General features: G+C 60.7%; 8 protein-coding genes. 7 read left to right on the top strand and 1 reads right to left on the bottom strand.

Features of this window, described 5'->3' with window-relative positions; genetic code table 11:
- Positions 1-239: 239 nt before the first annotated feature.
- The gene (gene xthA, locus AO240_RS23495; RefSeq protein ID WP_099239663.1) at positions 240-1,052 is read right to left on the bottom strand and encodes an exodeoxyribonuclease III; all 813 of its coding nucleotides are present in this window, start codon (positions 1,050-1,052) and stop codon (positions 240-242) included.
- A gap of 168 nt (positions 1,053-1,220) precedes the next feature.
- On the opposite strand from xthA, the gene AO240_RS23490 reads away from it, so the two are divergent.
- From AO240_RS23490 to AO240_RS23460, 7 genes are all read left to right on the top strand, one after another.
- A complete protein-coding gene (locus AO240_RS23490) occupies positions 1,221-1,871 on the top strand; it encodes a GNAT family N-acetyltransferase (RefSeq protein WP_099239661.1) in 651 nt (216 codons plus the stop codon).
- Positions 1,872-1,935: 64 nt separating this feature from the next.
- Positions 1,936-3,663 (top strand): autotransporter assembly complex family protein, encoded by a 1,728-nt coding sequence (locus AO240_RS23485; protein WP_099239658.1) that lies wholly within the window; start codon positions 1,936-1,938, stop codon positions 3,661-3,663.
- Complete coding sequence (locus tag AO240_RS23480) at positions 3,660-7,334, top strand: translocation/assembly module TamB domain-containing protein (RefSeq protein ID WP_099239656.1); 3,675 nt, start codon at positions 3,660-3,662, stop codon at positions 7,332-7,334. The genes AO240_RS23485 and AO240_RS23480 overlap by 4 nt, the downstream gene beginning before the upstream one ends.
- 187 nt (positions 7,335-7,521) lie before the next feature.
- Positions 7,522-7,995: a MarR family winged helix-turn-helix transcriptional regulator gene (locus tag AO240_RS23475; RefSeq protein WP_099239654.1), complete on the top strand. Its 474-nt coding sequence runs from the start codon at positions 7,522-7,524 to the stop codon at positions 7,993-7,995.
- Entirely contained in the window at positions 7,992-9,449 is a 1,458-nt protein-coding gene (locus tag AO240_RS23470) for an efflux transporter outer membrane subunit (RefSeq protein ID WP_099239652.1), read from the top strand. Before AO240_RS23475 ends, AO240_RS23470 begins: the two co-directional genes overlap by 4 nt.
- A gap of 15 nt (positions 9,450-9,464) precedes the next feature.
- Positions 9,465-10,679 carry an efflux RND transporter periplasmic adaptor subunit gene (locus AO240_RS23465; RefSeq protein WP_099239650.1) on the top strand — a complete coding sequence of 405 codons (1,215 nt, stop codon included), beginning with the start codon at positions 9,465-9,467 and terminating at the stop codon, positions 10,677-10,679.
- Complete coding sequence (locus AO240_RS23460; protein WP_099239648.1) at positions 10,679-12,208, top strand: DHA2 family efflux MFS transporter permease subunit; 1,530 nt, start codon at positions 10,679-10,681, stop codon at positions 12,206-12,208. Before AO240_RS23465 ends, AO240_RS23460 begins: the two co-directional genes overlap by 1 nt.
- Positions 12,209-12,604: the final 396 nt, after the last annotated feature.

Raw genomic sequence — 12,604 nt, 5'->3', positions numbered from 1 at the left:
ACCTTCTCAAGCCAAAGGGAGTGCCGGGAGATTAAGTCAGTTGGATTTCAGTGATGTGACTGAGGCATAAAAAACTGCGGTGTTTGGGATCAAAAGCGCCTTTCTGTGGGAGCGGGCTTGCTCGCGATGGCCTCAACCCGGTATGCCTGATGGTCCGAGGTGCCTGCATCGCGAGCAAGCCCGCTCCCACAAAAGCGCGGCGGCTCGCCGTTACCCAAGCTACACACCCAACTCGAGGGTCAGCTCAATTCCAGCCAGATCGGCGCATGGTCCGACGGTTTCTCCAAACCGCGCAAATCGTAATCTACGCCCGCGTCCTTGACCCTCGGCAGCAAGCCGTTGGACGCCAGGATTACGTCAATCCGCAGCCCGCGCTTGGGCTCGTCTTCAAAACCGCGGCTGCGGTAGTCGAACCAACTGAAGCGGTCGCTCACCTGCGGGTTGAGGTGACGGAAGCTGTCCACCAGGCCCCAGTTTTTCAGGCGCGCCATCCACTCGCGTTCCTCCGGCAAAAAGCTGCACTTGCCGGTTTTCAGCCAGCGCTTGGCGTTGTCGGCGCCGATGCCGATGTCGATGTCTTCCGGCGAAATATTCACGTCGCCCATCACCACCAACGGCTGGTCATTGCTGAACTGGCTTTCCAGCAGGTGCTGCAAATCTTCATAAAAGCGTTGCTTGGCCGGGAACTTGGTGGGGTGGTCGCGACTTTCGCCTTGAGGGAAATAGCCGTTCATCACCGTCACCGGGTTGCCGTGCTCATCGGCGAAGGTGCCCCAGATAAACCGGCGCTGGGCGTCTTCTGCATCGCTGGCAAAACCTTTGTGCACGCTCAGCGCTTCTTTGCGCGAAAGCATGGCCACGCCATAGTGGCCTTTTTGCCCGTGGTAATACACGTGATAACCCAGCGCTTGCACGTCGGCCAACGGGAACTGGTCATCGTGAACCTTGGTTTCCTGCAGGCCGATCACGTCCGGTTGATGTTTTTCAATCAGCGCCGCCAGCTGATGGGGGCGGGCGCGCAGCCCGTTGATATTGAAGGAGACGATTTTCATGGTCGGCAGTCCAGTCTGGCAAAACCTCGATGCTAGCCGACAAGTCAAACGGGGGCCAGCGTGGCGGCAGACGGGATGCACTGCTAATGTCTGGGAACGACTCGCGCCGTACAAGTTCGTACCCATAAGAACGCCATCTTTTGAGTGGCGCCCAAAGAGATTGATTGTATGCCTGAGACTTCGACTGCCGTTGCCGAAATTCGCCTGCTTAACAGCGGCTATTCCCGCGAGGCGCGCTCACTGCTGTACCAGGCCTACCGGCATGATCCAACCTTCGCCTACCTCTTTGAAGCCGAACGCCCGGGTTATGAGCAACGCGTACGCGCTACCGTGCGCGAACTGGTCAAGCAGCACTTTTTTCAAAAACTGCCCGCTATCGGCTTGTTCATCAATGATCGGCTAATCGGCATCGCGTTAATCGCGCCGCCGCAGCGTCGCCTGGGCATTACCGAGAGTTGGGCCTGGCAAATCCGCATGTGGCTGAGCACCGGCGTGCGCGGCACGCGGCGTTATCTGGACTACCACCACGCGGTGCTGGCATGCGTGCCGGACGCGTCGGTGCACAGGCTGCCGCTGTTGGGTATTCACCCGCAATTTCAGGGCGAACACTACGGCGAGCAGTTACTCACCGCCGTGCACAATTGGTGCGCCGAAGACCCGCACTCATCCGGTGTAGTGCTCGATACCGGTAATTCACGCTACCTGGAGTTCTGCAAACGCCAGGGCTATGAGGAAATCGGCGAAGTTGCTGTAGGACCTATCCTGGAGCATGTGTTTTTCCATCCCAATCCGCAGGTATTACCGGCTGCAACGGCTTAGCGCTGAATTTTTCAGAATTGTCTGGGTTCTAAGTTTCTCTCCAGCTCGTGTAGCATTCGCGCCTATGAAGTTTCCAGGAAGATTTACCAGCGGCTTGATTCTGCTGTTCACAAGCTGCGGCGCATTGGCGCAAAGCGAATTGGACGTGCGCATCAAGCCTTCAAACGACGCGTTGAAAGCCAACATTGAAGGCTATATCGGCGGGGTAGGCGATCGCGATGAAGAAGCCCTGCTGCGCTTCAGCCGAGGCGCCGAAGAGCAGGCGCGCAAGGCGGCGCAGGCCTTGGGTTTCTATCAGCCGCAAATCGCCAGTGAGGTCAAGGGTGGCAAGAACCCGCGCCTGATCCTGACCATCGATCCCGGCGAGCCGGTGCATTTGCGCAACGTGACCATTCGGGTCGACGGCCAGGCCGCGAGCCTCAAAGGTTTTCGCCTGCCCGCCAGCGACGACCTCGTCTCCGGCGCCGTGCTCAATCATGGCCGTTACGAAGACGCCAAGCGTCTGATCCAGAACCAGGCCTCGCGCTACGGCTTTTTCAATGGGCGCTTTACCCGCCAGAAGCTTTCAGTTGACCCGCAAGCCGGCGTCGCCGACATCGAACTTGTTTACGACAGCGGCCCACGCTACACCATGGGCAAGGTCAGCTTTACCGGCGACACACCGTTTGACGAAGACCTGCTGCAACGCATGGTGCCGTTCAAAAGTGGCACGCCCTACGATTCCGAATTGATCGCCGAACTCAATCAAAACCTGCAAACCAGCGGCTTTTTCGAGGGCGTACGCGTGGACGCCGCACCGGCTGCTGCGGCCAACGATGTGATTCCGGTGGCCGTGCAACTCGAAACCCGCAAACCACGCACCATGGGCCTTGGCCTCGGTTATTCGACCGACGTTGGCCCGCGCGGCAAAGCCAACTGGACCCGCCACTGGGTCAACCCCCAAGGCCACAGTTATGGCTGGGAAGCCGAACTCTCGGCGCCGCGACAGAACGTTGGCCTGTGGTACGACGTGCCGCTGGACCCACCGCTCACCGATAAAATGCGCTTCGCCGGCGGCTACCAAAATGAAGAAATCGCCAATACTGACGCCCTGAGTAAATTGCTCACGCTCGGGCCGGAATGGCACAGCAAATTGCCCAGCGGTTGGACACGGGTGATCTCGCTCAAATACCAGCGCGAAGAGTATCGGCTGGGCAATGACTCAGGCCTGAGTAACCTGGTGATGCCGGGGATCAATTATTCCTACCTGCGCAGCGACAACCGCATCGACCCGCACAATGGCTATCGCCTGATGTTCGACGCCAAGGTCGCCAAGGAAGGCCTCGGCTCCGACACCAACCTGATTTACGGCACGGCCACTATCAAAGGCTTGACCACCTTGTGGGATAACCACCGGTTTCTGGGCCGTGCACAGTTCGGCGGCAGCGCCACCAATGGTTACCAGTCCGTGCCACCGTCACTGCGCTTCTTTGCCGGTGGTGACCAAAGTGTGCGCGGTTACGAGTATCAAACCCTGTCGCCAGAGAACGACCGCGGTGACCGCATCGGTGGGCGTTACATGGTTGCGCTGAGCGCCGAGTACCAATATTCAATCGCCGAAAAATGGCGCATTGCGACGTTTATCGACCAGGGTAACTCCTTCAATAACCTTGAAATGCCCAGCCTTAAAACCGGTGTTGGCGTGGGCGTACGCTGGGTCTCCCCGGTGGGGCCGATTCGCCTCGACCTGGCGCATGCGCTGGAAGATCCGGGCGGTATTCGTTTGCACTTTTCGATGGGGCCTGAGCTGTGATACGTGGTTTGAAAATAGCCGGGCTGGCCATCGTGGCTGTGCTCGCCGTGCTGTTATTGGCGCTGTGGGCCGTGCTCGGTACGCAGGCCGGCAGCTGCTGGGCCTTGGGCCAAGTGCCGGGTTTGAGCGTGGAGAATTTCCAGGGCCATTTGGGCGGCCGGTGGAGCGCCGATCATCTGCTATGGCAGCAAGGCAGCAGCCGGGTCGAGCTGAATGCGCCAACGCTTGAATGGTCGCCGTCTTGCCTGCTGCGCATGACCGTGTGCATCAATCAGCTGGATGTGGAACAGGTCACCCTGCAATTTCCACCGAGCACCGAAGAGAGCAGCGGGCCGCTGAAATTGCCGGACCTTAAACTGCCGGTGGCGATCCAGTTAGGCGACGTTCGCGTCGGTAGCCTGCTGTTTAATGGCAGCGAACAACTCAAGGGCTTGCAACTGGCGGCGCACTGGACGGCTGCGGGGATGCAGATCGACTCGGTGCACCTGCAACGCGACGATTTGGTGCTGGACCTCAGCGGCTTGCTGCAACCGAGCGGCGATTGGCCGTTGACGGCGACCGGCAACCTGAGCCTGCCATACGCTCCCGGCGGCGCGCCCTGGAAAGTCGCCCTCAAGGTCGACGGCGACCTGCTCACCACCCTCAAACTCGACGCCGACAGCAGCGGCTACTTGCCCGCCAAAATCAGCGGCGAGCTGCAACCGCTGGTAGAAAACCTGCCCGCGCAATTGCATATCACCGCCGATGGCTTCAAGCCCAGCGCCGATTTACCCGACACCTTGCAACTCAACCAGTTGGACCTCACCGCCAAGGGCGACCTGAGCAATGGCTATCAACTGTTGGGCAAGGCCGTGTTACCCGCCGAAAAAGGCCCGGTAGATTTGCTTTTGCAAGGCAAGGTCGACGCCAAGGGCGCGCAGATCGCGGGCCTGGACCTGAATGCCGGCGACAACCAACGCCTCACACTCAGTGCCCAACTGGACTGGCAGCAAGGCTTCAGTGCCGACGCCAAAATCGATTGGCTGGATTTCCCCTGGCATCGCCTCTATCCATTAATTGACGAGCCGCAAGTCGCGTTGCGCACCTTTAATGGTGAGGTTTCCTATAAAGACGGCAACTACTTCGGCAACCTCAACGCCCACCTCGACGGCCCGGCCGGCACGTTCACGGTGGTCACGCCCTTCAGCGGCGACCTCAAACAAATCTTCCTGCCTGAGCTGAAACTGAGCGCTGGCCAAGGCAAGGCCGAAGGCCATTTGAACCTGCAGTTTGCCGACGGCATTGCCTGGGACACCGCGCTAGACCTCTCGGCGCTGAACCCGGCGTACTGGGTCGGCGAATTGCCGGGCACCCTCGCTGGCCCGCTGCGCAGCAAGGGCGAGTTCAAAAATCAACAGCTCACGCTGAATGCCGACCTCGACCTCAAGGGCCGTTTGCGCGGGCAAACCGCCGTGCTGGCGGCCAAAGCCGAGGGCGCGGGCGAGCAATGGACCCTGGGCAATCTGGATATTCGCTTGGGCGATAACCGCATCTACGGCAGTGGCAGCTTGCAGCAACGCCTCGCCGGGCAGATCGACATCAAGCTGGCGCGGCTGGCTCAGCTGTGGCCGCAACTGCGCGGGCAAATCAATGGGCGGGTCGATGTGGCCGGTACGTTGAAGGCGCCGCAAGGCAAGCTCGGCCTCAAAGGTCAGCAACTGGCGTTTGCCGACAACCAATTGCAAAACCTCAGCCTCGACGCCACGCTCGACAACGCCCAGCGCGCGAAGATCGACCTGAAGGGCAGCGGTATTCAAACCGGCGATACCCAGTTGGGCACCTTGACCGCCAATGCTCAAGGCGACATCAAGCGTCAGCAAGTGCAGCTGAACCTGGCTGGCCCGCTGGTCAAACTGGCGTTGGGCGCCGATGGCAACCTCGACCAAGGCAACTGGCGCGGGCGCCTGGCCAGTGGCGATGTGCAAGCCGGTGGCCAGGACTGGAAGCTGCAAGCTCCAGCGAAAATTGAACGGCTGGCCGACGGCAAACTGACCTTTGCCGCGCACTGCTGGGTCGCAGGCACCGCCAGCTTGTGTGGTGAGGACCAGCGGCTGATGCCCGAGCCGAAGTTGCGTTACCACCTCAAGCAATTCCCCATCGACAGCTTGGCGGCGTGGCTGCCCAAAGACTTCGCGTGGCAAGGCAAACTCAACGCCGACGTACAGCTCGACCTGCCCGACAGCGGCCCTAAAGGCGTGGTCTCGGTGGATGCCGGCGGCGGAACCTTGCGCGTCAAAGACAAGGACCAGTGGCTGGATTTCCCCTACGACACCTTGAAGCTGGAAGCCACCCTGAACCCCAAGCGCATCGACACCCTGCTTAATTTTCGCGGCGGCAAGCTCGGCGAATTGCGTGTGCAGGCGCAGATCAACCCGCTGCCGAAAGACAAGCCGATCAGCGGTGATTTCAGCCTCAACGGCCTCGACCTCGCCGTCGCGCGGCCATTTGTGCCGATGGTCGAAAAACTCAACGGCAGGCTCAATGGCAGCGGTCGCCTCTCCGGTGGCTTGCTGGCGCCGCAGGTCAACGGCAGCGTGAACCTGGTCGGCGGCGAAGTCTCCGGGCCTGAACTGCCGGTAAGTCTTGAAGGCTTGAATGTGCAGGCGTTGATCGCCGGTGAAAGCGTGCAATTGAATGGCGCCTGGCACAGTGGCAAAGCCGGGCAGGGCAGCCTCAAGGGGCAGATCGACTGGGGCCAGGCGCTGGTCGTGGACTTGAGCCTGAAAGGCTCGCAACTGCCGGTCACGGTAGAGCCGTATGCCGTGCTGGAAGTCGCGCCCGACCTGAAAATCAGCCTGAAGAACGACAAATTGGCGATTGCCGGCAAGGTCCAGATCCCGCGCGGTGACATCACCGTGCGCGAACTGCCGCCGTCGACGGTGAAGGTTTCGGATGACACGGTGATCGTCGGCAGCCAGACCGAAGAAGGCAAGCCGCCGATGGCCATGGCCATGGATATCGACGTGGTGGTCGGCGAAGACACACTCAACTTCGCAGGCTTCGGCCTTACCGCCAAAGTGCAGGGGCATGTGCACATCGGCGACAACCTCGACACCCGTGGCGAGCTGTGGCTCAACGACGGGCGTTATCGCGCCTACGGCCAGCGCCTGGATGTGCGCCGTGCGCGGCTGCTGTTTGCCGGCCCGCTTGACCAGCCTTACCTGGATATTGAAGCGGTGCGCAAAACCGACGACGTCACTGCCGGTATCCGCTTAAGCGGCAGCGCCGAGCAGCCGACCACGCAGATTTTTTCGGAACCGGCCATGAGCCAGGAGCAGGCGCTGTCGTACCTGGTGCTTGGCCGTCCGCTGAGCACCAGCGGTGAAGACAACAACGTACTCGCCCAAGCGGCGTTGGGCCTTGGCCTGATGGGCAGCTCCGGGGTGACGTCGGATATTGCTGCCAAGCTGGGCCTGCGCGATTTCGACCTCGACACGCAGGGCAGTGGCACCACCACGGCGGTGGTGGCCAGCGGCAAGATTACCGACAAGCTCAGCTTGCGTTACGGGGTAGGCGTGTTTGAGCCGGCCAGCACCATCGCGTTGCGTTATCTGCTGAGCAAGAAGGTGTACCTGGAAGTGGCCAGCGGTGTGGCCAGTTCGCTGGATATTTTCTACAAGCGCGATTTCTAAATAGGGACGCGGAATGTTGTGGCGAGCGGGCTTGCTCGCCACGCAAGCCCGCCCCCTATTTAACTGCCTTGCAACCCTCCCGTCGTAAAATTAGCAAGCTAGCTAATTATTTTCTTCCACATTCGCTGCCTAAGCAGTAACATCTCGTCACACATTCACTGCCTAGGCAGTAATAAGGTGGCTTTCGATGAAACACTTCACCCCTGACAGCCTTCGCGACTGTCATCTCGGCCTGTTGCTGGGCCGCGCGGCGCTGCTCAAGGACCGCATTATCGACACCCATATGGAGCCGCACGGCGTGACTGCCGCGCAGTTCAAGGTGTTGATCATCATTGCCCAGTTTGACATCAACACGCCCGCCGAGCTGTGCCGCAACTTGTCGCTGGACAGCGGTTCCATGACCCGCATGCTCGATCGCCTTGAGCAAAAGGGCCTGCTGGCGCGCAAGCGTTCCGAGCAGGATCGGCGTCAGGTACAGCTGGTACTCACAGAAGACGGCCAGCGCCTGGCCGACATGCTGCCCAGCATCGGTGCGCAGTCGATGAACGAGCTGGCCGGTGCACTGCAGCCCGGCGAATTACAGACGCTGGAAGCCATCCTCACGAAAATTCTGGTAGCTGCCGGTGACGCCATTGTCATCCAGCGGGTAGGTAAACAATGAACGCAGGTAACCTTTGCCTGGTGCTGGTGGCCATGAGCATTGCCGGTTGCGCCAACTTTGGCGGCCTCGATACTCAAGGCAAGCGCCTCGATGCCAACACCCTGCAAACCGGTAAATCGCTCAGCGGTGTAACCCTGTCGAGTGCCGCCTGGCCGAGCGCCGACTGGTGGAAAAGCCTCGGCGACCCGCAGCTCGATGGGCTGATCCAGGAAGCACTGCAAAACAGCCCCGACATGCAAGTGGCCAGTGCCCGTGCGCATCAGGCCGAAGCCGCTGCCTATGCCGCGAATGCCGAACGCATGCCGACCCTGGACGCCAGCGGCGGCGTCAGCCGTTCGCGCTTGGCCAAGGACCAGGACCCGCGAGGGCAGGGCGATGCCTACGCGACCGTGCGTAACATCGGCGCCAGCTTCAATTACAACTTCGACCTGTGGGGTGGCCAGCGGGCCGCGTGGGAAGCTGCATTAGGCCAGGCGCGCGCCGCCGAAGTCGATCAGCAAACCGCGCGGCTGACCTTGGCCGCCAACGTGGCCAAGGCTTACAGCGATTTGGGCGAGGCGCATATCGTGCGTGACCTGGCCAATGACGACCTCAAACGCACGCGTCAGATGCTTGACCTGAGCAAGCGCCGGCTCAGCTCCGGCATCGACAGCCAGTACCAGTACCAGCAAACCGAAAGCCTCGAAGCCAGCTCCCAGTCGCAACTGATCGACGCGGAAAAACAACTGCAAAGCGCCAAGATCGCGCTGGCGGTGTTGCTCGGCAAAGGCCCCGACCGTGGCGGTGAGCTGAAGCGTCCAAATGTGCTGCAGCCCAGCGCGGTTGCGGTGCCTTCGGTACTGCCCGCCGAGCTGCTGGGCCGACGCCCGGACCTGATCGCCGCGCGCTGGCGTGTCGAGGCGGCGAGCAAGAACATCGCCGCGAGCAAAACCCGCTTCTACCCTAACCTCAACCTGAGCGCGAGCGCCGGGGCCGAGTCGTTGCTGGGGGATGCGATGTTTGGTTCGGCCAGCCGTTTCTTCAGCATTGCGCCGACCATCTCGTTGCCGATCTTCGATGGCGGCCGCCTGCGCGCCGACCTTGATGCGCGCGATGCGGACTACGACTTGGCCGTGGCCCAGTACAACAAAACCCTGGTGCAAGCCTTGGGCGATATTGGTAACGGCCTGGTGCAGTTGCGCGAAACCGGTCGGCAGATCCAGGCGCAACAACATGCTGCAGACATTGCCCAGCAGTCCTACGACACCGGTGTTCAGCGTTACAGCTCAGGCATCGGCAATTACCTGGACGTGCTCAGCATCGAGCAGCAATTGCTGCAGGCCCAGCGCCAACTGGCGAGCCTGAATGCCGCGCAGATCGATCTTTCGATTCAACTCATGCAAGCCCTGGGTGGCGGATTCAACGCCGATAACGTGGCCGCGACCACGACCAGCCCCGCCACCCGCACGGAATAATTTGAGGTATTTGTAATGGCCACTGCCGACAGCAATAACGCAACAGAGCAACCTGAAGAGCAACCCAAAACAGACAGCAACCCACGCAAACGCAAAATCATGCTGATTGGCCTGGCGCTGATCGTGATGCTTGCCGCTGCCGCCGTGTGGGGCTGGTATAAGCTTTACGGGCGCTTCTACGAAAGCACCGACGATGCTTATGTGAATGGCAACGTGGTGGAAATCACCCCGCTGGTCACCGGCACCGTGGTCAGCATCGGCGCCGACGATGGCGACCTGGTCCACGAAGGGCAAGTGCTGATCAATTTCGACCCGAATGACGCCGCCGTCGGCCTGCAAAGTGCCCAGGCCAACCTGGCCCGCACCGTGCGCCAGGTGCGCGGCTTGTACAGCAACGTCGATGGCATGAAAGCCCAGGTCAACGCCCAGAAAGCCGACGTGCAAACCGCCCAGGACAACTTCAATCGGCGTAAAACCCTGGCTCAGGGCGGCGCGATTTCCCAAGAAGAATTGTCGCATGCACGCGACAGCCTGACGGCCGCCAAGAACGCATTGACCAACCTTGAGCAACAGCTGAAAACCACCAATGCGTTGGTCGACGACACGGTGATTTCATCCCACCCGGATGTGCAAACCGCCGCCGCGCAATTGCGTCAGGCGTACCTCGCCAATGCGCGTAGCACCTTGATCGCGCCGGTCACCGGCTACGTGGCCAAGCGTACCGTGCAACTGGGCCAGCGTGTGCAGCCAGGCACGGCGCTGATGGCGGTGATCCCGCTGAACCAGCTGTGGATCGACGCCAACTTCAAGGAAACCCAACTGCGCGACATGCGGATCGGCCAGCCCGTGGACATCGAGTCGGATATCTACGGCAGCGATGTTAAGTTCAGCGGCACCGTCGACAGCCTTGGCGCCGGTACCGGCAGTGCCTTTGCGCTGCTGCCGGCGCAGAACGCCACGGGTAACTGGATCAAGATCGTGCAGCGCGTACCGGTGCGCATCCATATCAACCCCGAAGAACTGGCCAAGCACCCGCTGCGCGTGGGCTTGAGCACTTTGGTCAACGTCGACTTGCACGACCAGAGCGGCCCGGTACTGGCGCAACAGCCGCCGCAAAAAGCCACGTTCACCACCAATGTGTACGAGCGCCAATTGGGCGAAGCCGACGCCATGATCAACCAGTTGATCCATGACAACAGCCTCGCCGCGCCCAAGGCTGCGCAACGCTAATGGACAGTAAGGCCTCTTTCACGCCGCCGAGCCTGCTGATGGCCACTATTGGCCTGTCGCTGGCGACTTTCATGCAGGTGCTCGACACCACCATCGCCAACGTGGCGTTGCCGACTATTTCCGGCAACCTGGGCGTGAGTTCAGAGCAGGGCACTTGGGTAATCACCTCATTTGCGGTGAGCAACGCCATTGCCTTGCCACTGACCGGCTGGTTAGCCCGGCGTTTTGGCGAAGTGAAGCTGTTTTTGTGGGCGACCCTGCTGTTTGTGGTGGCCTCGTTTCTCTGTGGTATTTCCACCTCGATGCCGGAGCTGATCGGTTTTCGGGTGCTGCAGGGCTTGGTCGCGGGCCCGTTGTACCCGATGAGCCAGACCTTGCTGATCGCGGTGTACCCGCCGGCGAGGCGCGGCATGGCCCTGGCGTTATTGGCGATGGTCACGGTGGTGGCGCCGATTGCCGGCCCCATCCTCGGCGGCTGGATCACCGACAGCTATAGCTGGCCGTGGATCTTCTTTATCAACGTGCCGATCGGCGTCTTCGCGGTGATGGTGGTGCGTTCGCAATTGAAGAAACGCCCCGTGGTCACCAGTTACCAGCCAATGGACTACGTCGGTCTGCTCAGCCTGATCGTCGGCGTCGGCGCCTTGCAGATCATTCTCGACAAGGGCAACGACCTGGACTGGTTCGAGTCCAACTTCATCATCATCGGCGCGGCAATCTCGGCGATTGCCCTGGCGGTGTTTGTGATCTGGGAGATGACCGATAAACACCCGGTGGTTAACCTGCGTTTATTCGCCTACCGTAACTTTCGCATCGGCACCGCCGTGCTGGTGCTGGGGTATGCGGGCTTTTTCGGTATCAACCTGATCCTGCCGCAATGGCTGCAAACGCAGATGGGTTACACCGCGACGTGGGCGGGCCTGGCGGTGGCACCGATCGGGATTCTGCCGGTGTTGATGTCGCCGTTTGTGGGCAAATATGCGCACAAGTTCGACCTGCGTCTGCTGGCTGGCCTGGCGTTCCTGGCGATTGGCTTGAGCTGCTTTATGCGGGCGGGGTTCACCAATGAGGTGGACTTCCAGCACATCGCCATGGTCCAGCTATTCATGGGCATCGGCGTGGCGCTGTTCTTTATGCCGACCTTGACCATCCTGATGTCCGACTTGCCGCCCAGCCAGATTGCCGATGGCGCCGGTCTTGCGACCTTCTTGCGTACGCTGGGCGGTAGCTTCGCGGCGTCGCTGACGACCTGGATCTGGATTCGCCGAGCAAACCAGCACCATGCGTATATGAGCGAGAACATCACCACCTATGACTCGGCGACCCGCGACGCGCTGAATGCGCTGGGCGGGGCAGGGCACACGGCGTATGCGCAGCTGGACCAGATTCTCGGCAGCCAGGCGTACATGATGTCTACCGTGGATTACTTTACGTTGCTGGGGTGGATGTTTATGGGCTTGATGCTGTTGGTGTGGCTGGCGAAGCCGCCATTTGGGGCGAAGGCGGGGCCGGAGGCTTCCGGGCACTAACGGCCTGACTCGATGAGTGGTTGAAGCTGGTCAAATGCGGGGTTTGCAGGGACAGGAGTTGTGCTTTTTGTGGGAGGTTCCACTGCATCTTTGATGTTGCGCTGTTGCGCGGGAAACGGGCTTGGGGTGTTCTTTGGGTTTTCGTGTATATCCGTTATTGAGTTTATGGCTTATATCGGTTTCGCTCTTACAGCGAGTCACTTTTGAAAGGACCCAAAAGTAACCAAAAGGTCCTCGCCCCACCACTTGGTGCCTCGCTTAGGCTCGGCATGCCCGCCCACAGGCTTGAATCCGTGGGCCGCCGCGATGGGCCATCCTTGGCCCAGCGCGGCTAACCCGGCGTCCTGCCGGGTTACCCACGGATTCAAGCCTGTGGGCGGCCATCGTGGTTTAACG

The sequence above is a fragment of the Pseudomonas sp. ICMP 460 genome, assembly GCF_002723595.1.
Classification (GTDB): Bacteria; Pseudomonadota; Gammaproteobacteria; order Pseudomonadales; family Pseudomonadaceae; genus Aquipseudomonas; species Aquipseudomonas kitaguniensis.
Note: the sequence above shows the minus strand (reverse complement) of the source record. Positions and strands in the feature narration are given on the sequence as shown.